Source organism: Aureispira sp. CCB-QB1 (genome assembly GCF_000724545.1).
Lineage (GTDB): Bacteria > Bacteroidota > Bacteroidia > Chitinophagales > Saprospiraceae > Aureispira.
The window spans coordinates 1-22,604 of record NZ_JHBV01000145.1; the positions used below are offsets into that span (position 1 = coordinate 1).

At 34.0% G+C, this 22,604-nt stretch carries 29 protein-coding genes; 25 read left to right on the top strand and 4 right to left on the bottom strand.

What is annotated here, in order from left to right; translation table 11 throughout:
* Window positions 1-68 precede the first annotated feature (68 nt).
* Complete coding sequence (locus tag CG11_RS27930) at window positions 69-407, top strand: hypothetical protein (RefSeq protein WP_052600209.1); 339 nt, start codon at window positions 69-71, stop codon at window positions 405-407.
* A gap of 150 nt (window positions 408-557) precedes the next feature.
* On the opposite strand, the gene CG11_RS27935 is transcribed toward CG11_RS27930, so the two are convergent.
* Together CG11_RS27935 and CG11_RS27940 are read right to left on the bottom strand one after the other, a co-directional pair.
* On the bottom strand, window positions 558-1,229 hold the full coding sequence (locus CG11_RS27935) for an NADAR family protein (protein WP_052600210.1): 672 nt from the start codon (window positions 1,227-1,229) through the stop codon (window positions 558-560).
* Entirely contained in the window at window positions 1,216-2,397 is a 1,182-nt protein-coding gene (locus tag CG11_RS27940; protein ID WP_052600211.1) for a hypothetical protein, read from the bottom strand. Before CG11_RS27940 ends, CG11_RS27935 begins: the two co-directional genes overlap by 14 nt.
* A gap of 504 nt (window positions 2,398-2,901) precedes the next feature.
* On the opposite strand from CG11_RS27940, the gene CG11_RS27950 reads away from it, so the two are divergent.
* The 17 genes from CG11_RS27950 (at window position 2,902) to CG11_RS28030 (ending at window position 12,515) form a co-directional block, all read left to right on the top strand.
* Window positions 2,902-3,240, top strand: a complete 339-nt coding sequence (locus CG11_RS27950) for a hypothetical protein (protein WP_052600213.1) — start codon at window positions 2,902-2,904, stop codon at window positions 3,238-3,240.
* A 1-nt stretch (window position 3,241) separates the two neighbouring features.
* On the top strand, window positions 3,242-3,913 hold the full coding sequence (locus CG11_RS27955) for a hypothetical protein (RefSeq protein ID WP_052600214.1): 672 nt from the start codon (window positions 3,242-3,244) through the stop codon (window positions 3,911-3,913).
* 85 nt (window positions 3,914-3,998) lie between these two features.
* Window positions 3,999-4,268, top strand: coding sequence for a hypothetical protein (locus CG11_RS27960; protein ID WP_052600215.1), 270 nt, complete (start codon window positions 3,999-4,001; stop codon window positions 4,266-4,268).
* 3 nt (window positions 4,269-4,271) lie between these two features.
* Complete coding sequence (locus tag CG11_RS27965; protein ID WP_052600216.1) at window positions 4,272-4,571, top strand: hypothetical protein; 300 nt, start codon at window positions 4,272-4,274, stop codon at window positions 4,569-4,571.
* A complete protein-coding gene (locus CG11_RS27970) occupies window positions 4,568-4,918 on the top strand; it encodes a hypothetical protein (protein ID WP_052600217.1) in 351 nt (116 codons plus the stop codon). Before CG11_RS27965 ends, CG11_RS27970 begins: the two co-directional genes overlap by 4 nt.
* Window positions 4,893-5,795: a hypothetical protein gene (locus CG11_RS27975; RefSeq protein WP_052600218.1), complete on the top strand. Its 903-nt coding sequence runs from the start codon at window positions 4,893-4,895 to the stop codon at window positions 5,793-5,795. Before CG11_RS27970 ends, CG11_RS27975 begins: the two co-directional genes overlap by 26 nt.
* Window positions 5,796-5,807: 12 nt before the next feature.
* Window positions 5,808-6,257: a hypothetical protein gene (locus CG11_RS27980; protein WP_052600219.1), complete on the top strand. Its 450-nt coding sequence runs from the start codon at window positions 5,808-5,810 to the stop codon at window positions 6,255-6,257.
* A complete protein-coding gene (locus tag CG11_RS27985; RefSeq protein ID WP_052600220.1) occupies window positions 6,257-6,889 on the top strand; it encodes a hypothetical protein in 633 nt (210 codons plus the stop codon). Before CG11_RS27980 ends, CG11_RS27985 begins: the two co-directional genes overlap by 1 nt.
* Window positions 6,890-6,925: 36 nt before the next feature.
* The gene (locus tag CG11_RS27990) at window positions 6,926-7,195 is read left to right on the top strand and encodes a hypothetical protein (RefSeq protein ID WP_052600221.1); all 270 of its coding nucleotides are present in this window, start codon (window positions 6,926-6,928) and stop codon (window positions 7,193-7,195) included.
* A complete protein-coding gene (locus tag CG11_RS27995) occupies window positions 7,195-7,578 on the top strand; it encodes a peptidoglycan-binding protein (protein ID WP_052600222.1) in 384 nt (127 codons plus the stop codon). The genes CG11_RS27990 and CG11_RS27995 overlap by 1 nt, the downstream gene beginning before the upstream one ends.
* On the top strand, window positions 7,578-7,778 hold the full coding sequence (locus CG11_RS28000; protein ID WP_052600223.1) for a hypothetical protein: 201 nt from the start codon (window positions 7,578-7,580) through the stop codon (window positions 7,776-7,778). Before CG11_RS27995 ends, CG11_RS28000 begins: the two co-directional genes overlap by 1 nt.
* Entirely contained in the window at window positions 7,771-7,983 is a 213-nt protein-coding gene (locus tag CG11_RS28005; protein ID WP_052600224.1) for a hypothetical protein, read from the top strand. Before CG11_RS28000 ends, CG11_RS28005 begins: the two co-directional genes overlap by 8 nt.
* A complete protein-coding gene (locus CG11_RS28010) occupies window positions 7,949-8,515 on the top strand; it encodes a peptidoglycan recognition family protein (RefSeq protein ID WP_052600225.1) in 567 nt (188 codons plus the stop codon). Before CG11_RS28005 ends, CG11_RS28010 begins: the two co-directional genes overlap by 35 nt.
* A complete protein-coding gene (locus CG11_RS28015) occupies window positions 8,512-9,135 on the top strand; it encodes a glycoside hydrolase family 19 protein (protein WP_052600226.1) in 624 nt (207 codons plus the stop codon). Before CG11_RS28010 ends, CG11_RS28015 begins: the two co-directional genes overlap by 4 nt.
* An 11-nt stretch (window positions 9,136-9,146) precedes the next feature.
* The gene (locus tag CG11_RS28020) at window positions 9,147-9,758 is read left to right on the top strand and encodes a hypothetical protein (protein WP_052600227.1); all 612 of its coding nucleotides are present in this window, start codon (window positions 9,147-9,149) and stop codon (window positions 9,756-9,758) included.
* 221 nt (window positions 9,759-9,979) lie between these two features.
* Window positions 9,980-10,888 (top strand): LPD1 domain-containing protein, encoded by a 909-nt coding sequence (locus CG11_RS28025; RefSeq protein WP_052600228.1) that lies wholly within the window; start codon window positions 9,980-9,982, stop codon window positions 10,886-10,888.
* A 196-nt stretch (window positions 10,889-11,084) separates the two neighbouring features.
* Entirely contained in the window at window positions 11,085-12,515 is a 1,431-nt protein-coding gene (locus CG11_RS28030; protein WP_052600229.1) for a hypothetical protein, read from the top strand.
* Window positions 12,516-12,716: 201 nt separating this feature from the next.
* Here the strand turns inward: CG11_RS28030 and CG11_RS28035 are convergent, their stop codons facing one another.
* Together CG11_RS28035 and CG11_RS28040 are read right to left on the bottom strand one after the other, a co-directional pair.
* Window positions 12,717-12,962: a hypothetical protein gene (locus CG11_RS28035; RefSeq protein ID WP_052600230.1), complete on the bottom strand. Its 246-nt coding sequence runs from the start codon at window positions 12,960-12,962 to the stop codon at window positions 12,717-12,719.
* A gap of 91 nt (window positions 12,963-13,053) precedes the next feature.
* Window positions 13,054-13,959, bottom strand: coding sequence for a site-specific integrase (locus CG11_RS28040; protein ID WP_052600231.1), 906 nt, complete (start codon window positions 13,957-13,959; stop codon window positions 13,054-13,056).
* Window positions 13,960-14,578: 619 nt separating this feature from the next.
* Here CG11_RS28040 and CG11_RS28045 point away from each other — a divergent pair.
* The 7 genes from CG11_RS28045 (at window position 14,579) to CG11_RS28075 (ending at window position 22,555) form a co-directional block, all read left to right on the top strand.
* Window positions 14,579-15,790 (top strand): site-specific integrase, encoded by a 1,212-nt coding sequence (locus tag CG11_RS28045; RefSeq protein WP_052600232.1) that lies wholly within the window; start codon window positions 14,579-14,581, stop codon window positions 15,788-15,790.
* Window positions 15,791-15,799: 9 nt separating this feature from the next.
* Window positions 15,800-16,708 carry a hypothetical protein gene (locus CG11_RS28050; protein ID WP_052600233.1) on the top strand — a complete coding sequence of 303 codons (909 nt, stop codon included), beginning with the start codon at window positions 15,800-15,802 and terminating at the stop codon, window positions 16,706-16,708.
* 82 nt (window positions 16,709-16,790) lie between these two features.
* Window positions 16,791-17,141, top strand: a complete 351-nt coding sequence (locus CG11_RS28055) for a helix-turn-helix domain-containing protein (RefSeq protein ID WP_081909680.1) — start codon at window positions 16,791-16,793, stop codon at window positions 17,139-17,141.
* Entirely contained in the window at window positions 17,128-18,264 is a 1,137-nt protein-coding gene (locus tag CG11_RS28060) for an AAA family ATPase (RefSeq protein WP_081909681.1), read from the top strand. The genes CG11_RS28055 and CG11_RS28060 overlap by 14 nt, the downstream gene beginning before the upstream one ends.
* Window positions 18,265-18,329: 65 nt before the next feature.
* The gene (locus CG11_RS28065; protein ID WP_156039956.1) at window positions 18,330-19,367 is read left to right on the top strand and encodes a DUF6371 domain-containing protein; all 1,038 of its coding nucleotides are present in this window, start codon (window positions 18,330-18,332) and stop codon (window positions 19,365-19,367) included.
* A 117-nt stretch (window positions 19,368-19,484) separates the two neighbouring features.
* Window positions 19,485-21,593, top strand: a complete 2,109-nt coding sequence (locus CG11_RS28070; RefSeq protein WP_052600237.1) for a class I SAM-dependent DNA methyltransferase — start codon at window positions 19,485-19,487, stop codon at window positions 21,591-21,593.
* Entirely contained in the window at window positions 21,590-22,555 is a 966-nt protein-coding gene (locus tag CG11_RS28075) for a restriction endonuclease subunit S (RefSeq protein WP_052600234.1), read from the top strand. Before CG11_RS28070 ends, CG11_RS28075 begins: the two co-directional genes overlap by 4 nt.
* Window positions 22,556-22,604: the final 49 nt, after the last annotated feature.

Consider the following 22,604-nt stretch of genomic DNA (forward strand, 5'->3'; position numbering starts at 1 on the left):
TCTTGGTGAGGAGCTTTTGGAAGAAAAATATCTAATAAATTTTAAATCGGCTTAAACTGGTCCTATAAATGGGGTACACCTCATATCAAGATAGTATTGAGGATGATAATTTAACGCTCTACTACCAATCTACGATCAAAGGGCAGCTATTGAAGAATGCTCTAGATTATAAATTGAAAGTACCCAAATTGATTACTAAAACTATTGAAATTCCTAAACCTTATCCAATGCCTGTTAGTACTTTGTTGCTAACAGGTGGGGTTGGTGGGAATGTTAATCAATTTTCTAGTATTACACTTGGTTTGCAGTTTGTATCTGCGAAGGGGTGGGCGATTGGTTATGGTTATGATTTATTGCAAAGTACTCATCATATACAATTTGGGGTTAAGTTGTTTTATCTAAAATGATACTATACCCTTAAAACTATAAACATTCTTTGGTTAGAACATAAAAACAGATTGTTAGATATCGTTTTTATTTATTTCAGGTATCTATCTAAACAAAAGATCCTTCTCTCTATTTGAAAATGATATAGAGGTAAACCTTCATTCTTATAATTATTTTTTATTTTTATATAAACTTAACTTGGATAGCTTTATTCTATCTTTCTCTAATTTTGATAAATCCCTAAAATTATATTTTTGACGACAATCACAGGCTTTAATATTTTCTTCAATTAAAAAAAAATTTGGTAATTTCATAGGCGGAATATATAGCAAATAATCTAAACTAGCTGTATAGTATCGCTCTCTTAGTTCCATCAATAGCCTTCCAAGAGCATTAATACCTTGAAACTCGTTTGGATTAATCATTTTGGCTCCCCAAAATTGATCTCGTGTAGAATTTTCAACAATATTCATACTTCTAGTAGATGCTAATAACTGCCCAAAAGAAAATAAATTATGAGCTAATTTTAATCTAATGCACCACCACATAACATTTACCCTAATATACATCCAGTCATCTCTTGTAATTTTCCCCTTGGTAACCATTTTTGCAATAAATGGACTTTTTTGATCTAAAATTCTTTGTTGTAATTCTGGATTATGGGGATATTTACATGCTTGATATAGAGCCTCCGAACTCTTAATTTTAATACTATTTATGGTAATAGGAAACCCTGTAGCCATATTTGATAATCCTCCCCACTTATCTTTATTTTTTTTAAAAATACATGATTCATTTATCTCATAAGTTCTAATTTTTGTTTTTTCATTAGCTTTTTTCATCTATTTTTACTTTAGAAAGATTTATAATATCTATAAGACTTAAGGGCTTTCGATAAGTAGTGTATTTACGCTTAAAAAGAGGTTGCCAATTATGATGTTCGTACCAGAATACTAAAGGAGTATTAAAAGGTACATTTCTCCATGTAAACAATAATGTTCCATACCCAAAACTCTTATCTGTCTTTAGACCATAACCTAAGGGTCTCATTCGAACATTATCATTATTCGCACTATTGTATATTTCAATAGATTTCTTCAAAATAATCTTTTCAAATCGTTTCCTCACATCTGGAGATGAAAAAAACGTTTCTTCTTTGGGGCAATTGATAGGGCGATAGAAATAATTTTCTCTAATATCATAATTGTTATCAGTACAATATTCGTCAACTTTTTCAATAATATGTTGCTCACACGCCTCAATTTCTGGATCTTTTATTTCCTCTAGTGGATATAAGAATTCAAATTTTGATGTTAAAGTTTTATATAAATTATCAATATTTCCTCCACTAACATACCACCAAACATAATTAAATCTTTCTGATGTTGTGTATTGTATTCTTGAAAATAATTTTCTAATATTCAACTGATGATATGCAAATAAAACCATTATTATTTTAACATTATTAGATTTAATATAATCTATATTACTCATTGTTTTATTATATGGTTCATATAACCAACCTTTTTTAGAACTACCAACCAATCCTTGAAAGATAGTATCCCCTGTACATAAAATATCATCTACGTAAATAAAATATTCTGGAGAATCTATTCCACATTGATCTATTGTTATATTTAATTCAGTTTTCAATATCTCATTTATAAATTCAAGAAGCTCAGATTGACTTTTTTCTTGTGGTTGGTGGCTAATAAATCTACATTTTTTTAAACATTCAATAGGATCTTTTATATGGTTTTTTTTTGCTTTTTTCTTATTGACCTCTTTAACTATGCTTTCTATAAAGTTTCTTTTATGAAATTCTTTTGCAAATTGTTTACTTATGTACCTTTTTCTTAAGATTTCTTTGAGTTGCTCTGCCAAAAAAAGTCTATCAGGTTCTTCAAATTGATTTATCCAATCTTTTATATAATCCGTTGATATTTTAATTCCATCATCATTTCGATAGTCTTTAATTATATCATAAATATCATTAATTAAATTGTCCATATTAAAAAGTGTTTATTAAAAATGTATCAAGTAAAAACAAAAATGCTTTTTTGAGGAAATATTTAGCTTATGAAGTGAATATAAAAAATATATTTATTTTATATTATTTCTACAAATAAAATATATAAAGTTCCTTTCTGTATAACCACACCCCGTATTTCAAAAGCTCCCCCCTTGGTAACCCCCTCAAAACAAACATATACGCCTAAGTTTTTAAGATAACAGCTACTAGGCGTAATCGCCTGAAATACGCCACAAAATGCACAAAAACAGCTCTTAAAACTCGCTTTTTTGCTCTTTTTTGCTGCATCTTTGTATCGACGAATAAAGAAAACCTAAGCCTAAAACTAATCCTTAAAACCATTTTATCATGAGCAACTAAACCCTTTTTTATGCTTATCCCTGATAACATTGTGATCGAGATCAAATTTGATTACTTGACCATTGGCTTGATTGGTACAACAGTTTTACTGTTAATGATTATCAAGAAAAAACTCCTTTAGAATGAAAGCATTTTTCTCTAAGCCCATTACATGGCTACTCACCTTTTTTAATGTTGGTATTTATAATCTTAGTGATGGCATTGACAGCCTTATCCTGAAACTCAATTTCATTGGCTTGAACGATCACGCTAACACGATTATCACGCTCTCTCAAAGCATCGAGTACCAACAAGGCATTATCATAATGCTTGACACCTTAAAGTGTCTTTTTATGCTGATTTCTTTGGTCTTTTTCTTCATGACCAATCAAGAACTCATTTGTAAATCTTTCAAATGGCTCTATCACAAGTTCAAACATTTTTATTATTATTTAAAACAACTCTTTAAACCTAAATCTTAAGATGAATCAAGAAGTAATCCGTATTTACACCCCTATTTCAGCCGATTTGTGCATTGCTACACCACATGCTAAAGTAAAAGGCAAAAACTCTTATGCTCCTTTGCCAGAAGGAAGCGCAGAAATTGAACTCATTTCAGATGTGGAAGAAATGGGCGGTATTGTTGATCCTAACTATTCCTTGATTGCTAATCGTAAAGGACATTCAGAAGAGGGAGAAGTTTCTTTAACCATCTTCTTACCTGATACAGATGGCAACCCAGCGAAAACAGAAGTATTGATTGGTGTAGACAAAGATAGTTTACCCATCTTTGGAGTGGCTACAGCAGTAGACAGCCGTTTAGAAATTGGGGGTACTTTTGGAGATAAAACCCTTTCTGTCTTAGCTGGATTAGCTAGACGTGGTACAGGTCTTCGTATCAATGGCATTCACGTGGATGCAGACGATGACAAGCACTTTGCTTCTCGTATCATTGAACGCCAATATTCTCACGATGGCAACAATGCAGGAGACAAACCACACATCTATCCTAAGTCGGACTCTAAAGACCAACAAACCACTATTCGTACACTAACTGGTATGAACGTTTATTTGGATGGTTTTGCCTTTCTTAAAATGCCTGTTTACAAAGGTATTGCGGTCAACATGACCATTCAAACTACTTATTTAAAGTAAGCACGACACACAACCCTAAATTACCCTTAAAAGCCAATTGCCAACTGTTGGTAATTGGCTTTTTTTAACTCTAAAACCCTAATTTATGGCATTAGCTAAAACAGGAGTAGTTGGAGACATCAGTACAGGAGATATTGGCATTGATTTGCTAGGTGGTGGTATTGGTAATCATGGCTTAAGTGGCAAAGACTTGGCTGCCATCTTTGGAGCGCAAGCACAAGCCGAAGCCCTGCAAGATGCTAGAGAGCGTCAAGAGCGAAAACAACGAACCCAAATCCTCATCATTAGTGGCTCTGTCGTTTCTGCCATCATCCTTATTCTACTGCTCTATTATTTCACTTCTAAAACCCGATAACCCATGAAAAATGGAACCTTAGCTGAAAAACGAACCATCCAAAAAACGACTACTACTCAAACCAATCCTAAAAAAGATCCTAGTCCAGAGCTGACCACAACTGCTGTAAACGTAGTTGAAGAAAAACCGCCTTTAAAAGAGCCTGCTGTCATGCTCCAAACTATTCAGGTGCCTGACAAAGAACCTGTAAAGAAATGCAGCTATTGTAAAGCTAAAGAATTGACAACCTTAGCCATTCGTGGCAGCGTTGTATTGGTTCTATTAGCTCTTTGTTTTAACCTCATTAAAACCGCCAACAAATGAGTACAGGACTAGAAAATAAAATCAAGTTTGATTTTAATTCTCCCAATTTCCAAAATAAGTTTGGTGGTAAAACTGGAACGGTAAGTGAACAGCGAAAAGAACAAGAAGACAAATCGAATGACGTTGCCAATATCATTGGCGCAAGTGCTGAGGGCTTAGATTCTGTCACCAATTTTGTTTCTCTCTTTACAGGCAAAACACCAAGCCCCCAAGCCAACTACACACCAGCTCCACCACCTCAAAAGAAAATCAGTCCTTTGGTTTGGATTGGTGGTGGTGCTATGGTGCTTTTATTAATCATCCTTTTAATCTCTTCTAAAAATGGACAAACAGCCAAACAAGCTTAAACTTCCTCTCTTGATTCTTGCTCTTGTTTTGGTCTTGGGTGGTGGTGGTCTTGCCATTTGGATGGTCACCCGAAAAAAGGAAGAACCAACTACAGAGCAACAGGAAATGGAACAAAGACCACCTGTCAAAGGGCGTACAGATGTGACTAATCTATACACGGAACAGGAACTAGCCTTTAGTGGTCTAGTGGATGAAAATGCTCCTGATTACACCCCAGAGTATACCGCCGTTTTAATGGATTCTACAGAAGGCAAACAACTCATTGAACAGCGAATGAAAAAGATTCAACTCAATAAAAAAGACTCTGATTTCGTTCGTGCCAAACATCATGTTGGACGCACTTTAGTAGGCAATCGAATCTTTAGTTCTAAAGCCAATAAAGCCATTGAGAAGATGTTTTCTTTAGTCGATGGAACAACAGGTGGTCAGTACCTGACTTATCCTGTATACGGCAGATTTGAAACCGAAGCTGCTCCTTTAAGAAAGGATATTGAGGATTTCTTAGCCAAAGGTGGTCAAGGCTACAACTTAACTAATAAACGCCATAGTGGCAACGCTTGGTGGTTTGGTTCGGTGGGTTTGAACTTGATGTATGGTAGCAATAAATCTCATGTTCATTCCGCAGATAAACTTTGGTGGTATGCAGGAGGGCAAGAAGCAAGGGACGGTTTGGATTTCTTTAAACTGGTCAACGGTCATGATTTTGAAGATCGTAGAATTGTAGACGAGAAACGAAATGGTCAAGGTGTTTTTGCTGCTTGGAATATGTACAACTTTGTCAAAGAATGGAAAAGAGCCATGGAGTATTTTGACCAAGTGACCGAGTTCGAAGCCGTTGCAGCTCTAGAGCGAGAAGGATTACTTAGACGCATTTAAAACCAACAAACCATGAAAATTAACAAAACAGATCAAAAGAAAATTGCTCTTGGTATTGGTGCTTTAGTTATCATTCTAATGGTTGTTTTTGTGTTTGGAAAACAACAAGGTCGAAATGAAAATGAACAACGTGAAATTGATGTTCAGGTCAATATTAAGGATGAGCAGGGACATACCGTTGCTTACAATCCAAACGAGCTACTAAAACGATTAAACAAAGGATTAACGACTACCTTTTTCTTTAATTCCACTGCAAAGAAAGAACGCTGTGAAGCTATTGAGGATTTGTACCAATTGGATGCTACTCGTTTTATGGCAACCATCAAAGCTTATCAAGAGAAATACAATGTCTCGATCATTACGCACATGAAAGCCTGTTATTTTACTTGCTACAGTGACAATGGCAGTTTATACAACCTAGTTGAACAACGCTTCAACCATCTTAAAAACCTAATCCACTAATGAAACCGATTTATATTATTTTACTTGTTGTCCTTTTACTGGGTGGTGGTGGGCTTACTGCTTTTTATATTCATAGAAAGAAGAAAAACAGCACTCCACAAAGCCCTAAACTGCCTATTCATTCGATCCAAGAAATTGCTAAAAAAGCAGCTCAAGAAAAGGAGAAAAAACCGATTGTTAATCAGCCAAAAGTTAAGGAGTCCATTGAACTGGACATCAAAGTCTCTCATGTAGACATTGCAGGCAGACAATTTGATTATTCCATGCACTACAAAGGCATTCCCTACAAAGGAAGGTTTAAAGATGGGGTAACCAATGGTGTTCACATCAAAAAGTCCTTTGGTGCTTTTGTGGTCAAACAACGAATGAACCAAGAAAGGGGTAGCTATGATAGCCCAACTAAGCTAACTGCTAAACAGCAAAAAATGAGAGGTGTCACTACAAAAGGTGGTGCCGTGAAAGTTGGAGCTACAGGCAAAGGAAATGTCACAGGCATTTCAGGAGTTACCCCACTTCAAAGCGATTGGGTTGACCTCTTTATTTTGGATCAAAACGAGAGAGTTTTAAAACAATTGAGTGTCAATCTAACTACAGGAACAACAACTCTAAACGCCCAATTTCCTAAAAAATAACCCTTTATTTCTAAAACCTTATAACCTTAAACAACCATGTTCAAAAAGCATAAATATAAATTCTTAGCTGTCCTTGTTTTATTCATCGTACTTGGTGGAGCTGCTTATTATTTCAAGAATAAAGGAGCCGATAAAAAAGCAGAGAAAATGACTGAAAAGGAAGAAGCTATCCAAGAGCAGCCCAAAGAACCACTTGCTGTTAAAGATCCAATTAAAAAGCCTATCAAAAAACAAGATCAAGCTGTTACTACAAAGCAGATTTTAGTCAAAGAAGCTCCAAAGCCTTTACAACTTAAAGCCAAATAATGAAAGCAAGTCTAAAAAAGAATAAGCAAGTCCTAGTTGCAGGACTTGTTTTAATTGCCTTGGTTGTTCTGTATGCTAAACGAGATTCGATTAGAAATTTCTTCCGAAAATCGGATAAAATGCCGTCTAGTTATGCAGCCAATACGACCAATTTTATTCCTGTCAATACCTCTAATGATACTATTTTAAAGAAAGGTAGTACAGGTGGACAAGTTCGACAACTACAACAGCTCTTGAACGAAAAACACCGCAATAACAAGCCTCAAATCATCCCGCTTTTGGTAGAAGATGGAAACTTTGGTCCGAAAACCGAAGCCATGCTGAAAAAGTGGACAGGAAAAACTACGATCTCTATTAATCAACTCGTTAAAGACCTTCAATAATGCCCTTTTTTATTCCGCTAATCATTGGCGCAAGCACTACGGGCTATTTGTGGTACAACTCCGATAAGAAAAAGGAAGAGCCAACCTTTAAAGATGAATTTTTAAAACTTCTATATCCTGTTTTATTAATCTTGGTCGTTCTCCTTTTCTTTCGGTGGCTATACCACAAAGGGTCTATAAAAAAACCAACTCATGAATAAACAAGAAAGTGCCTTAGTGGGCGGTGCCATTGTCACCTTACTCATTTTTGCTTATGGACTTAAGACCAATCGAGGTTGGAAATATTGGGTCTTTTCCATGATCTTTATTCCCTCTTCGGGAGCTGCCATTGGTTATGCTTTAGGCAAAGAAGATCCTAAACTCCATTCCTATGAACAGCAACTTCAAGAAATTAACAAAGCATAGAAAATTACTACTCTTAGGATTGGTGGTCGTCTTGGTTGTTGTTCTAATTGCTGCGACCAGTCAAAAGGTTAAGATCATTGATAAGACCAATTCTTTGATGCGTTCTAGCTCCAAACGTTATGCTAATCGAACACTTGATAGAATTAACCAAATTGTTGTACATCACTCGGCTACTATTGGGCAGACTGCTGAGGACTATGCTCGTTATCATGTATTGTCCCATCAATGGCCAGGTATTGGTTACCATTTTGTCATCGAAAAAACGGGTGCTGTTATTTTATGCAATCCTTTAACCGCTATTTCTTACGGTGTAGAAGGACACAATACACCAAGCATTCATATTTGTTTGAGTGGTAATTTCATGAAGGAAAAACCAACTCCAAAACAGTTAAAAAGTTTATCCAAATTGATTGCTCATCTCCGCAGACAAGTCCCACAACATTTAGGCGTTTTTGGACATCAAGATTATGGGCAGACTAGTTGTCCCGGACATTATTTAGCACAGCATTTACACCAATTTCAAAACGCATGAAATCAGCATTTTACAAAAGCATTTTCAATAATAAAAAAATCATTAGTGGTACTGCTATCCTTTTTTTAGCTGTTGTTTTGATCGATCTGTTTATTCGTACGACTCGAACTAAATCTATTGTAAAATCCTGTGATTTGATCTTTGGTCCATTAGACACAGAGCAGAAAAAGTCCATTGCTTTAATTGTTCGTGCTTTTGATCGTTATGGGGACAAAGACCTCAATAAACTAGCCTACATCTTAGCTACAGCAAGGCATGAAAGCAACTTTCGAGCTATTGAAGAATACAGAAGCAATACAGATAGGCAAAATGCCTATTGGTATACGGGCTTTTATGGTCGTGGATTTGTTCAGCTCACCCATGAAAAGAATTACCGCAAAATGTCCGACTTTTTAGGGGTGGATTTAGTCAAAAATCCTTCTTTGGCACTTGATCCGAATAACGCTGCTAAGATTTTAGTTTATGGCATGATGAACGGGCGTTTTACTCGTAAGCCTTTACATTATTACATCAACAGCTCAACGATTAATTTTTACAATGCTCGTAAAACAGTGAACGGCTTGGATAGAGCCGAAAAAATTGCCCTTTATGCAAGGGCTATACAAACTAAACTCATTTAATCTAATTACCCATGAAAATTGAACGCCTTGGCAATTTTTTAGCCATTAAAGACAATCAAAACGAATTAAAACACCTTGTCCCTTTCAATCGAATTTTTGTTCATAAACATCCACTTAAGAAGGACTATCTTTTGATTTCGGATCGTTCCAAACCTAGTATTAAAGATGCCATCCAGATAAAAGCTTCTGATGTCGATCGCATTGGCAAACGTTATATTAACAAGCTGCATCGAGGTATCTTATTTATTTATTTAGCCCTTTTCTTGGATGAAAGCAAAGCCTTAGTTGGTACTCAAAATAGTGTTGATGGCTATCTTGTTGAAATTACAGACTTAAAAACAATAATTCTTGATGTAGATGATTTGGTCGAAGAGCCTGTTCATACCTTTAATGCTTATGATGGGCAAGACCCTACAATTATTGTTCAAGGACTACCAGAACAAAGTACAACTTTTAGAATTACGAATGGAGGGCTTTGGGGCTTGTTCTTAGAAAATGAGGAAGAGGAAAATGCCTTTATCTATAATGGCAATCAATACACTCGTTATCAAATCCGATTTGGTCGAACAGTAGAGGTTGCTTTTGATGTAGAAACAGGGCTGTTTACTATTACCGATATTTAATAAGGCTTTTAAACTGCGTTTAAAGGATGCTGTTACGCCCTTTAGGCGTGGTTGAAGTTTTATTAAAGTCTTTTGTTTTATCCTAAATCAAATCCCATGAAAAAACTAAAAAAAACGAGGGCGAAACTCCCTAAAAATGAACAAAGAATCGGTTCAGGTGTCTCCCCCAACGATCTGAACCAAAAACGTATTAAAAAGCTTGGAAAACTAAAAAAACGAAGATGAGTATTAAAATAACCGATACATTAGCAGGTGATAGAACTGGAACCTCTAAAATGGAAGCTTGGTGGCGTGGAAAAGGCTTCACAAGCATTTACAAAGAATTTAGAAAAGGTACCGTGCCTGCTGTTTTTCTAAAGCAAATCAGAGATGTTCGAAACGTCCAACACCTCTTTAAACTAAGAGGTTTTCAGTTTGGGAATTGGGTCAACAATGAAGATCGTTTTAATTATTTAGCAGCTTTGGGAATTTGCCTGTTTGATCTCAATAAGGTATTGAAATTTAAAGGCAATAATTTAGGATTGGATAAGCACTTAGGGGTTGCCTTTGGAGCTAGAGGTCAACGGGGAGCTGTGGCACATTATGAGCCTATGACGCATATTATCAACATGACTCGTTACTATGATGCAGACAAGTTTATCAAACCTCCTTCTAAAGCGATTCGTTTTGTCCATTCAGGTGGTGTTGGTTCTTTTGCTCATGAGTATGGACATTTCTTAGACTTCTTCTTTGGTGGAAAAATTGATGTACATAACCGTTATTACTCTTTAACTGGTGGCAGTAGTACGGAATTTACAAGAATGGATTATGATAAGAAGAAAAATCCTATTCGCTATGCGGTGGAAGATTTGCTTGAAGTGGCTTACTGGGATGCTTCTAAAAAGAAGCCTTCTACTTTTTTGAAACGTATTTTAGACTATTCGAATAAGCCTTATTATGTTGAGCGTACTGAGGTATTTGCTCGTTTGTTTGAACAGTATATTGCCTATAAATTGAAGCAGATTGGTATTGCTAATTCTTTTTTGACTGATACAAAATATACTAGAGCTGTTTATATGACTCCTGCTGAATTGAAGAAAGTTGTTCCGCTTTTTGATAAGTTATTGGTGCTTATGAGAGCATATTTTTAGGTACTTATTCTAATACAAAAGCCTCCATTAATTGATTATTAAGGCTTGGGTTATTTAAATTTTCATTGATTCCTTTAGTTATTATTACGTTTAGCAAGTAGTTATCACCAAGTAATAATCAGCAGAAAAGATAAATTTTGAATGAAATGTGATATTATTCTTATTTTTACAAAAAAATGGAATATAGATTAATACAATGGAACTCAAAGAGCAAATAAACCAATTACACAATACTGCCTCAGATTTAAAAAGAAGAGCCCTCTTAGATCAAGATATTGACCTTTTCAGACAGGCTGCAAATAAATTTAGAGAGTTATCTAATTTATTTGGAGACTTAATTGAAAACCATCCCGATAAAATTAAATTTGGAGAAACCGTCCATTACCAATTTGCTTACTCTTACCAATGTAAAGAATGTTTATATGCCTACTACTTTAGAGCAGGAAAAAATGAGGAAGCAATTGAACATGCCGAAGAAGCCAAAAACATTTGTGAGAAATGGTTAAATGAAATTTCTAATAAATTAAAAAAAGAACCAAATATTAGTCAAGAAGAAATTAAGAAAATTGAACTAAATGAGAAATATTGGCATTACTCCTTAAAAACAATTGAAATAAAAACTATAGAACCTTTAGTGACTATTAAAGAAAATGAAGGTAAATTCATAGAAGCATGGGATTTAAGAAAAAAAATGTTAAGAATTCATAAAGGTGCTCTCCAATATGCTAAAGATGAGTCTTTGAAAGAGAGTTTTATTCGAACTTCCGAGGGTAATTTTTACGGATTATTAACTAATATTTCTCAAGGCACATTAAAAATACTTGATGATAAAATCAAAAGAAAAAGGGTAATTCATAATATTAACTCACTATTACTAAAACATCTGGTTGAGTCTTATGAAAATGCAAACAAAGCTTTTGAAGCTAACCCTGAACAAGATATTTACTCACTAACTGCAAACAACTTATATCAAGAAATTCAAACTTTACTTAACAAAAAACACACTGACTGGTATAAGCTTACTATAACCTTTCAAGAAGATTCTAAAGTTCTAACCATCATGGAAAAAATTAATCCTAAAAAATTTAATGACATAAAGTCTCAAAGAGCCGCATTCGAGAAAAATATTGCAATAGGTTCAGGTCTTGGCACATTAATTACTGTAGCTGCATTTTCGATTTTCTTTCCCTGCCCATCTGAATTTCAATACATAATATTCCGTATTTTAATAGCGGTTGGCGTTGCTGCATTTTCAGTTACAATAGCAGGAACATTAAGTATTGAGAATAATGGAATAAAAGCAACAGGAGGATTAGGAGTATTAGTTTTCGTATATCTTCTTAATCCTGCATCAATAGTGATTAGAGACGATTGCTCTCAACATGAGACAAAAATAGAAGGGATTATAACAATTAATGGTAAACTTAAGAATAGTATTCAAATATCTAATCTTGAAAGTGAGATATCGAGAAGTACAAATAGCTTAGGTAAATTTGAAATGAGCATTCCAGAGAATGAATTAAAAGGAGATGAATTAACATTCCAGATAAAAACCGAAACCATAGATACAATTATTAAAGTTGTACCTTCTACTACAAATTTACAAAAACTAAAAATAGACCTATAAAAAGGAAAGAATTTGTTAACCAATGACACACTTCAACATCCTTCCTTGGTGAAATTTACAATTCCCCAATAAAATAACTACTAATAACATACTTTATGTAATAAAATGTATTACATGAAAGATTATAACATCTACTCTTCTTTAACAACTAAATATTACAGAGAAAAAGCCCCCAATAACTAGATTATTGGGGGCTTCCATTTAAGCATGTAGAATAACATTTTTAATTGTAAGCAAATTATCTTCTAACTTTTTAATGTATTCTTTAGTGTAACTTTTTTCAGCTACATCCTTTAATAAAAGTTGTTGAATCGTAATTAAAAAATCAAGATATTCTACTTTGTTTTCGTGTAAGTCACAAATCCAATTTTTAAAGTAAGGACTAGGATTTCCCACCGAAATACTTGAAACTAAAGAATCTTTACATTCTTCTTTTTTGTGCTTCATACTGTTTTTTAGGTTAGACGGTATAGTTAAAATTTAACAAGGTTTAATTATATCAAAAAAATTCCCATTTTAGTTCCTTTGTGACACCCTTTTAGAATAAATTAACTTCAAAATTCTGCACATCATTTATATAGTCTGTAAAGCTCTCTAAGTACCGCTGTGTAGTACCTACATCACTATGCCGAAAATGCTTCATTATGGTAATAATATTGAATCCTGCTGCTATCATATCGGCTGCTGCTGTATCCTTCCAACTATAAAAAGTTTTCCCTTCAATGCTCTGCAATACATTATATTCTTTTAGTTTGTGCATAGCATAACGATGTTTTCGTGTAAAAGAATTAACACCACATTGAATAGGATTGGGTTGTAAGTCTGAACCAAAAACATAATAATCTAAAGGGTATTTCTTTATCCGTATTTCTTCCAAATAGGCAACCAAATATTTAGGCATGGTGATTCTTGCTACATCCTTATTCTTTGTATTTTCTCCATCTAATGTTATGACCTTTTTTACTAGGTCTATATCCCCTATCTTAAGCTGTCTTAGCTCACTCCTTCTCAAAGCACAGTAATAGCACAAGGACACTGCTAAAAACAAACCACTATCATAATCTTTTAAAAAATTGGACACAATAGAACGTTCTGTTTTATCAAACATCTTACGTCTCTTTTTGGGAGCTTTTAATTTCTTGATCTTAGCAAATGGATTCTCTTCAATGTACTCTCGCTCTGTCAATACATAAAAGAGCGTTTTCATAGCTTGCAAATAATTGTTTCGGGTTAATGGAGATACTCCTTTATTACATAACACATAATCCAAATAATGAATCGCTTCTCTTTTTCTGAAATCCTCTAATTCCATTTGCTCCTTTTCTCGCATTTTCAAATAGTCTGTAAAACGATTTACAAAACTACTGTATCTTAAAATTGTACTTTTACGTGTCTCCTTTTCCTTAATTTGTAATGCTAAATCTAAACCTTCAATTAATTTCATATTTTACATTTTTATCACGTCACACTTTATTTGTCGGGATTCCCTACAAACGTGCAACAATTGGGAATTGTAAAGGGGGGAACGGGGGAAATCGTCACAGGTCACACAACCGTCACACCTTTTACTATACATTCTTGTGCCTCATAACACAACAGATTATCAACCTACTAAGCCAATTCGTCACACAATCACACCTTTTTTTCTGCATTCTGTGTAAAATTTTAAATGAATTGTTTTTATGTATTTTATTCGTCACAGAAAAATGATTTTTCAAAGAATCCGTACAAAAACCGTCAAAATGCAATAAGAATATTAAACAGTTTCAACGGCACAAGAGCAACCCAAAAACCACAAAAGCCACAAATAATTGATTTGCAATTACTTGTGGCTTAAGAAATTATGTCGGGATGACTGAACTTGAACCAGCGACCTCACGCCCCCCAGACAAGTTCTATATAGTTTCTTTTATTTTCATTTATTATGCAAACACTTTATAAATAAAGGGCTTAAAGATATTTACTTTTCTTTTAATTTCTTATATTTAGGTATTATTTGTTACAAATGTTTTAACTATGTTTTAACCAACATATAAAACATGACCTAAATATAAGTGTCCATTATGGCTACTATAAAACTATTTCATTTTATTGGTAAAACATATAGTAATGGAGAAAGTCCTATTTTATTGAGAGTTACCCACCAAAGGAAAACTAAATACATTGCTTTGGGATATTCTTGTTTACCTACTCAATGGAACAAAGATAAAAACCGACTAAGGAAAAATTACCCTAACTATAAAAGTAAGAACAGAGTTCTAAGCACCTTAGAAGAACGTGCCGAAAGTGTACTAGACGAATTCACTAAATTAGATAAGCCGTTTACCTTCCAAAGCTTTGAAGACCGTTTCACTAATATCACTAAAAGTTGTACGGTCTATGACTTCTTTGATATTCGCATCAACGAAGCATTAAAGACCAATACTAAAGGTACATACAAGCAAACTAAAAATGCCTTGTATAAATTTGCTCCTAATAAAAAGTTGATGTTTGCAGACATAGACTATCAATTCTTGAAAAAGTTTGAAACGCATTTACTAGGCAATGGACTTAGTGGCGGTGGAGTTCATTTTTATATGAGAACCCTAAGAGCAATTATCAACGAAGCAATAAACCGTGACTATTTCCAAAGAGAATTATATCCTTTTTCTAATCAGTTTAATAAAAACGGCTACTCTATCAGTCATTTGAAATCTGTTGCTAGTCCTAGAGCCTTATCAGAAGCGGACATGGAACGCATCAAGAATTTTCCTTTAGAAGATCATCCTACCTTAAAGAAATGTGTCCAATACTTTTTATTCTCTTATTACTCCAGAGGTATGAATTTTACGGATATGGCCCAATTGCGTTGGACGGATATATACAATGATAGAATCAAGTACACAAGAAGTAAAACAAGTGGTAATTTTAATATCAAAGTATCGCCACCTCTCCAAGAAATTTTAGACTACTTCAAAAGCGAATACACATATACAGGTTTTGTTTTTCCTGTTTTGTCGGACTTCCACCAATCAGAGAGTCAAATAAAATATAGAGTTCGTAAATGTCTAAAACAATACAACGGGCAATTAAAAGAGGTTGCGGATATTCTCAAAATCAACATTCCTTTGACTTCTTATGTTGCTCGACATACTTACGCCACGACTTTAAAAAGAAAGGGCATAGATACGGCTGTTATTAGTGAGGGCTTAGGACATCAAGATATATCTACTACCAAAGCTTATTTACAACAATTTGAAACCGAAACAATAGACAAGGCTGATGAAGTCTTATAATTCAACAACATGAACGAAATTACTAAGAAAAGAACTATTCAGTACAAGAAATTATTAAAAGTTGGAAATGCAAAATTTGATATACCTGATAATGATATAATTACAGAGATTCATTTAAACCATACCTTAGTTAAGCTACCCATTGAAGAACTTTCTCTATTTCTAGATTATCAATTAACACACACACATTTTCCCAAAGTGTTTTTCAATCACATCAACAAAATATTAAATTTAGCTCTTACACCAGAACAAGCAAACACGATTGAAGATTGGTTATTAGAAAACACAAAATTAAAAGAAATCTATCGAGAAAAAGCCAATGACTTTTTCATTGTAGAAGGTCAAAAACTTGAACCAGAAATAAAAAAACTAGCAAGAGAGATTAAACAATTTATCGTAGGTAGATCAGCTAGCGAAGTTGTTATTTTCTTAGACTATGGAATGGATATGTTAAAAGAAGGACTTGATTTTCATAATCTTGCTTGTATGAGTAAAAATCCTCGCACTTGTCCAACAGCGAAAAGTTTTAAGTATATCATTGATGAATTAGAGCTAATCATAATTTGGGTAAAAAATCAACTCAAAGATACTAGTCCAAGCAATACAAAAGAAACAAATCCAGAATTCACAACAGCACGTCAAGTGCTAGCCTTGTATTATCTATTTACTTACCTAAAGTTAGATTTTGAATTTGTGAATAACACAGATTTAGCTCGTTTTACTCGATTCCTAACAGGTAAAGAAATAAATGGTAAAATTATTAATACTAACATTTATAAAAAATGGAAAAAAGTTTTAGTAAAAAGAGACAAAGAACAAGTCCAAGACCTAGAATATATAAAACAGTATTTCAACAAGTTAGGTCTATCAGAAGTAATAAAACTAATAGATAATGATATAGATAGTTATAAAAGTTAGGGATACCCCACACCCTACCCCACCGCTATATTCACGCTGATATTTGCATTAGAAAATTTTTATTAATTAAATCTAGTGCAGTATGCAAAATGTAGTATTTACACAATTATCTATTCCAGAGTTTAGGAAATTATTACGAGAAGAAGTAAAACAGGTATTATCAGAACAAGCCACTTCCGACACCCACCAACAGCAACAAACCATTCTTAATTTTGAAGAAGGTTGTCAATACATTGGGATAAGTAAATCTCATGGTTATAAATTGACTAGCCAACAATTAATTCCATTTAGTAAGAGAGGGAAAAGAATTTATTTTGAGAAAGCGGCTTTAGATCAATGGTTATTGTCTAACAAAGTACAAAGTGTTTCCGAACTAGAAGAGGACATGGATAGTTACTTAGCAAAAAAAGGGGGGAATCATGGAACAAAATAATACAATAAATCCCCCTTTAAATAGCTTTTTCGAGCAATATAAAGATACAAAAAATCAAGGGATTAAGCAACCAGAAAGCAACTTATCATTTGATGATTTAGAGAACGAATTCAGCAACATAGAAGAACAATTCAATAGTAAAAATAATGTTACTGGAGTACTTAAAGTTCAATCCGCTAATCAATGGATAAAGGAAGCAAAAGAGCGTCCTATTCCAATGATGCTATTTGATGTATTTTGGTATCAAGGCGAAATTTGTATTTTATTTGCAGATTCAAATATTGGTAAATCTCTTTTAGCCGTACAAATTGGTAATTCTATTAGTAAAGGTGAAGCTATCAAGGGTTTTAAGCTAGAAGCAGAAGCGCAACCTGTTATTTATCTTGACTTTGAGTTATCGGATAAACAGTTTGAAAATAGATATTCCATTAATTACAAAGATCATTATATTTTTTCAGAGCAATTTCAACGAGCTGAAATAGATTCAGATTTAGACTTAACAGATGATGCCGCTTTTGAAGAATGTCTATTTGAGAGTTTGACACAAATTATTGAAAAAGAAAAGGCAAAAGTTATTATAATAGATAACCTCACTTATCTAAAGAACGAAACGGAAAAAGCCAAAAACGCTTCTCCCTTAATGAAACGTTTAAAAGCCTTAAAAACAAAGTACAACCTTTCTATCCTAGTTTTAGCACACACGCCAAAACGTGACCGTTACAAACCGATTAGCAACAACGATGTACAAGGAAGCAAAATGTTAATGAATTTTTGTGATAGCTGCTTTGCTATTGGTGCGAGCGCAAAGGATACCTCCTTGCGATATTTCAAACAAATCAAGGTTAGAAACTCCGAACACCTCTATAATACAGATAATGTTGTCATTACCCAAATAGAGAAAATCTCTAACTTTTTAGGTTTTAAGTTTTTGTCTTACGGCTGCGAAATGGAGCATCTAAAGCAATTGACGCAAACAGAAAAAGGAAAATTAGATCAAGATATTATTGACTTAAAAAATAATATGCCTTCTTTATCTAATAGAAAAATTGCTACTCAATTAGGAACGAATCATACGAGAGTAAAAAGGGTATTAGAAAGAAATCAAAAAGACAATGGAACATAGTGGAACACTTGGAACACCTGTTCCATCCGTTCCACCTGTTCCACTCTTTACCAACCAAATTATCAATGATGAATTCAATAACTAATACACATAGATTTTCTTTAGAAAAAGGCTCTAAAAAATATACTTGTCCATCTTGCAGAAAAAAAACCTTTGTACCTTACTTTGATAAGGAGAAAGACGAACGTTTACCAGAACAGGTTGGACGCTGTGACCGTGAAAACAATTGTAGTTATCACTACACACCAAAACAGTTTATTAAGGACAACCCACTATTTTTAAAAGGGATAAAGGGGAATTGGAAACCAACGATTAAAAAAGATGCTTCAAAGTTCCATCCCTCTAAAATTGACACTATTCCTTATTGTTATCTTGAACTATCACTTCAACATTATGAGAAAAATAATTTTGTCCTTTATTTAAAATCTTTGTTTTCTGATGCTCTAAGCAATCAATTAATCCAAGATTTTAAACTTGGAACGTCTAAAGCTTGGGAGGGGGCAAATGTTTTTTGGCAACTGGATATAAACGGCAAGGTTAGACAGGCTAAAGTCATGTTGTACAATCCAATTACAGGAAGGCGGATAAAAGAAAATGAAGCACCGCAAAAAGGGCGCAACAAAATTTATTTTGCAGGAAAACAGATACTTCAACTTAAAAGGGGAAACAGTACCAATCTTAATTTTAAACAATGTTTCTTTGGGGAACATCAACTCCAAAAATTCCCAGATCATAAAGTTGCCATAGTAGAAAGCGAAAAAACGGCTATTCTAATGACTGTTATACAACCCAATTACATTTGGTTGGCAACAGGTGGTAAAAATGGCTGTAAGTGGACAGAAACGGACGTTTTCAAGGTACTAAAAGGGCGTAAGGTTGTTTTGTTTCCTGACTTGGGCTGTTATGAAGATTGGAGGGATAAAGCACTCCTTCTAAATCAATCTGGCTTTAAAATCGTGGTTTCTGATTTGCTAGAACGTTGTGCCACGAATGCGGACAAAAATGAGGGCTTTGATATTGCGGACTACTTTATTAAGAGGGATAGTTCTTTTGGTTGGGCATTGGCTAAATGGGAATATCCTTTGTTTTGGGATTTCCCTTAAATGCTTCTTGAACTAAAATATATCAGCATTTTTGAGGCTTTTTTGTATCTTGCAATTATTCCTATCTCTAAGGATTTAGGTTATCTCAAACAGAAAAATACAAACAGAATTATTTACATGAGTGATAATATTTTACAATACGAATCTAAAGTTTGGCAAACGGCTGATCTGTTAATTGGTGCAGGAATCAAACAAAGTGATTTCTCTAAATATATGATGCCTTTTTTTGCCTTGATTATGGTGGAAAGTAGATTGATAAGAGAATCACAACGTCTACTAATAGACTTTGGAAAAGCGCAATTATCGGACTTTAATGAAGAAGAATTAGAAGATTTTATAGAAGAGTTTGAGGAATTTGATTTGGGTTATAATGATTTTGTGATTCGAGAGAATAAGACACTCAAAGATATTTGTAAGAATGACAAAACCTTTAGCATAGATTTTGATAGTTACCTCAAAGCTTTTGACGCTGAAACTAGAAACTTATTAGGCGTTGACAAAGGGAATGAAGAGGAAAAGTATTTGAACATTTCTGGTATTTGTGGGCTATTGAGCAAAAAGAAAATCTTATTTGCTACGGTACAGGCTTGGAGTTCTATTGATTTGATTCCCTTTAATAACTCTGAAATTACCACCTTAGAGGAACACATCAAACGTAGATGGGCGGATATTTCAGCAGAAACGGCAGGGGAACAGTATACTCCAGACGATATTATTGCCTTGATTGCTGAAATCATTGTTTCTAAAACAGAAGATAATGAAGACTATTTGACCATTTATGACCCTACTTGTGGCGGTGGGAATATGTTGTTTGGAGTAGAAGATCACCTCAAAACGACCTTTAACCGACCTACAAAAACGTATGGAGAAGATTGGAACGATTCGCTTTATGCTTTGGCTAAAATAGAAAGTCGATTTAGAGAAGAGTCCGACATTCAACACGGCAATACCTTAACAGATATGCACTTTTGGGGCAAACAGTTTGATTTGATTGTTGCCAATCCCCCTTATGGCGTGGACTGGAAAGGCTATAAAAAAGATATTGAAACGGATAAAACAGGGCGTTTTATTGCGCTGCCTTCGGTTTCTGATGGTCAACTCTTATTTACGCAACACATCATTTCCCATCTAAAAGAAACGGGTTTGTCTATTGTCGTTCATAATGGTTCTACCCTATTTAGTGGGGATGCAGGTAGTGGAGAGAGCAATATCCGAAAGTATTTCTTTGACCAAGATTATGTAGAAGCCATCATTCAACTGCCTACGGACGAATTCTTTAATACAGGGATTTACACGTATTTATGGATATTCAACAAAAGTAAAGCTCCAGAACGCAAAGATAAAGTCATCTTAATCAATGCTAGTGATTATTATGAACCGCTAAAAAAGAGTAAAGGGAAAAAACGTAAGGAAATGACCTTCACTAAACGAGAAATTATCAAAGATGCCTTGACCAATTTTGAAGATACGGACTTTGCAAAGGTCTTTGATAGATGGCATTTCTATTTTAATAAACAGGCAATTAGCTTAACGAATGTAGACGATGAAGGCAATAGTTTGGAAGCGCAACTCCCTGTTCGTATCAACAAAAAAACGGGCGAACAAAAACGGGCTACATCTATCAAATTAGATGCCACACAAATTCTACAATTTGACGAGGACGAAGAAGGAATCATAGAAATAACAGACTTTTCTATCTCTACTTTTGACAAAAAAGCATACAAAAACCTACAAGATTATTATAACAGTTTTTTTAAAGGCTTAATCAATGAATTGGATTATAAAGAAAAGGACTTCAAAGTTTATACAGACGAAGGACTCTATTATTACGACATAGATAAAAGCACGATCATAAAACAAACAGGGCAAGAAAAAACAATTCTAGGCAATGGCATTATCAAAGTAAAAGCGGCTTACAAAAAAGCCACGAAAACAAAGGAGGCGTCTATCCAAATAAGCGTAGAGCTATTACCAGATTATCAAAAGGATTATGAAATCATTCCTTATCATCCTAATCCAGAAAGCAACCAAGCCAATATAGAAGGCTTTATGGACAAATACATTTCTAAACCTTTTGCTTATTTGGATAATGTGGTTGGTGTGGAGATTAACTTCAATAAGGTATTTTATCAGCCTGAACAATTGCGCTCTGTTGGGGAGATTGTGGCGGACTTGGATACTTTGAATAATGAATTAAAGAGCCTTGAAAATAGTTTGAGTTTATGAATGTAGAACAAATAAATATTCCTGATAACTGGAAGCTTACACAAATCAAACGAGTAGCCTCAAATATTACAGATGGCGCTCATACATCTCCAGACAAAACTTCTAACGATTTTCCTTTTCTTTCTGTCATTAACTTAAAAAACGGTTCTTTAGATTTTAAAAATTGCTTACATACTTCAGAAGAAGATTATCATAAATTAGTAAGAAACGGTTGCAATCCTAAAAAGAACGATGTTCTATTTAGTAAAGATGGTACGATTGGTGAAACCGTTGTAATTACGGACAATAAAGAATTTGTTGTTGGGTCTTCATTCATTATTATAACACCAAACTTAAAAGAACTAAATCCATTCTTTTTACATTACATGCTCAATAGTGATATAATTAAATATCAAACTAGGACAAGTATAAAAGGAATTGGACTTCCAAGGATTTCTATTTTCAATTTATCTAAATTATTTTTCTTTTACCCCTCATTAAAAGAACAACAACAAATAGCCAAGTACCTAGACCAACAAACCAAGACCATAGATAAAAAGATCAACCTACTAGAAACCAAAATAGAACATTACCAAGCCCTTAAAAAGTCCTTGATTAATGAAACGGTTTGTAGGGGCTTGGATAAAACGGTTGCCTTGAAAGATAGTGGTATTGAGTGGATTGGGGCTATTCCTGAACATTGGGAGGTTAAGCGATTTAAAAGCTTTGCTTCTACTATTAAAGGCAAAAAATTAAAATCGTTGGATAAACCCAAGAAAGATTATTACCCTCTTTTATCTTTAGACTATTTAAGAAATGATCTTATTGAACATATAGAATATTGTACTTCTAATAATAAGAAACTATTCGCAACTAATAAGGACTATATCATAATATGGGATGGTGCAGGAGTCGGAGAAATATTGAAAGCCAAAGAAGGTTTCATTTCTTTGAGGTGTACCCCATTTATAGGACCAGTTTAAGCCGATTTAAAATTTATTAGATATTTTTCTTCCAAAAGCTCCTCACCAA

What these genes read in the sequence shown, in the direction of transcription:
- CG11_RS27930 (WP_052600209.1), top strand. Translation starts at nt 69, where the DNA reads ATGGGGTACACCTCATATCAAGATAGTATTGAGGATGATAATTTAACG.
- CG11_RS27935 (WP_052600210.1), bottom strand. Translation starts at nt 1,229, where the DNA reads ATGAAAAAAGCTAATGAAAAAACAAAAATTAGAACTTATGAGATAAAT.
- CG11_RS27940 (WP_052600211.1), bottom strand. Translation starts at nt 2,397, where the DNA reads ATGGACAATTTAATTAATGATATTTATGATATAATTAAAGACTATCGA.
- CG11_RS27950 (WP_052600213.1), top strand. Translation starts at nt 2,902, where the DNA reads ATGAAAGCATTTTTCTCTAAGCCCATTACATGGCTACTCACCTTTTTT.
- CG11_RS27955 (WP_052600214.1), top strand. Translation starts at nt 3,242, where the DNA reads ATGAATCAAGAAGTAATCCGTATTTACACCCCTATTTCAGCCGATTTG.
- CG11_RS27960 (WP_052600215.1), top strand. Translation starts at nt 3,999, where the DNA reads ATGGCATTAGCTAAAACAGGAGTAGTTGGAGACATCAGTACAGGAGAT.
- CG11_RS27965 (WP_052600216.1), top strand. Translation starts at nt 4,272, where the DNA reads ATGAAAAATGGAACCTTAGCTGAAAAACGAACCATCCAAAAAACGACT.
- CG11_RS27970 (WP_052600217.1), top strand. Translation starts at nt 4,568, where the DNA reads ATGAGTACAGGACTAGAAAATAAAATCAAGTTTGATTTTAATTCTCCC.
- CG11_RS27975 (WP_052600218.1), top strand. Translation starts at nt 4,893, where the DNA reads ATGGACAAACAGCCAAACAAGCTTAAACTTCCTCTCTTGATTCTTGCT.
- CG11_RS27980 (WP_052600219.1), top strand. Translation starts at nt 5,808, where the DNA reads ATGAAAATTAACAAAACAGATCAAAAGAAAATTGCTCTTGGTATTGGT.
- CG11_RS27985 (WP_052600220.1), top strand. Translation starts at nt 6,257, where the DNA reads ATGAAACCGATTTATATTATTTTACTTGTTGTCCTTTTACTGGGTGGT.
- CG11_RS27990 (WP_052600221.1), top strand. Translation starts at nt 6,926, where the DNA reads ATGTTCAAAAAGCATAAATATAAATTCTTAGCTGTCCTTGTTTTATTC.
- CG11_RS27995 (WP_052600222.1), top strand. Translation starts at nt 7,195, where the DNA reads ATGAAAGCAAGTCTAAAAAAGAATAAGCAAGTCCTAGTTGCAGGACTT.
- CG11_RS28000 (WP_052600223.1), top strand. Translation starts at nt 7,578, where the DNA reads ATGCCCTTTTTTATTCCGCTAATCATTGGCGCAAGCACTACGGGCTAT.
- CG11_RS28005 (WP_052600224.1), top strand. Translation starts at nt 7,771, where the DNA reads ATGAATAAACAAGAAAGTGCCTTAGTGGGCGGTGCCATTGTCACCTTA.
- CG11_RS28010 (WP_052600225.1), top strand. Translation starts at nt 7,949, where the DNA reads ATGAACAGCAACTTCAAGAAATTAACAAAGCATAGAAAATTACTACTC.
- CG11_RS28015 (WP_052600226.1), top strand. Translation starts at nt 8,512, where the DNA reads ATGAAATCAGCATTTTACAAAAGCATTTTCAATAATAAAAAAATCATT.
- CG11_RS28020 (WP_052600227.1), top strand. Translation starts at nt 9,147, where the DNA reads ATGAAAATTGAACGCCTTGGCAATTTTTTAGCCATTAAAGACAATCAA.
- CG11_RS28025 (WP_052600228.1), top strand. Translation starts at nt 9,980, where the DNA reads ATGAGTATTAAAATAACCGATACATTAGCAGGTGATAGAACTGGAACC.
- CG11_RS28030 (WP_052600229.1), top strand. Translation starts at nt 11,085, where the DNA reads ATGGAACTCAAAGAGCAAATAAACCAATTACACAATACTGCCTCAGAT.
- CG11_RS28035 (WP_052600230.1), bottom strand. Translation starts at nt 12,962, where the DNA reads ATGAAGCACAAAAAAGAAGAATGTAAAGATTCTTTAGTTTCAAGTATT.
- CG11_RS28040 (WP_052600231.1), bottom strand. Translation starts at nt 13,959, where the DNA reads ATGAAATTAATTGAAGGTTTAGATTTAGCATTACAAATTAAGGAAAAG.
- CG11_RS28045 (WP_052600232.1), top strand. Translation starts at nt 14,579, where the DNA reads ATGGCTACTATAAAACTATTTCATTTTATTGGTAAAACATATAGTAAT.
- CG11_RS28050 (WP_052600233.1), top strand. Translation starts at nt 15,800, where the DNA reads ATGAACGAAATTACTAAGAAAAGAACTATTCAGTACAAGAAATTATTA.
- CG11_RS28055 (WP_081909680.1), top strand. Translation starts at nt 16,791, where the DNA reads ATGCAAAATGTAGTATTTACACAATTATCTATTCCAGAGTTTAGGAAA.
- CG11_RS28060 (WP_081909681.1), top strand. Translation starts at nt 17,128, where the DNA reads ATGGAACAAAATAATACAATAAATCCCCCTTTAAATAGCTTTTTCGAG.
- CG11_RS28065 (WP_156039956.1), top strand. Translation starts at nt 18,330, where the DNA reads ATGATGAATTCAATAACTAATACACATAGATTTTCTTTAGAAAAAGGC.
- CG11_RS28070 (WP_052600237.1), top strand. Translation starts at nt 19,485, where the DNA reads ATGAGTGATAATATTTTACAATACGAATCTAAAGTTTGGCAAACGGCT.
- CG11_RS28075 (WP_052600234.1), top strand. Translation starts at nt 21,590, where the DNA reads ATGAATGTAGAACAAATAAATATTCCTGATAACTGGAAGCTTACACAA.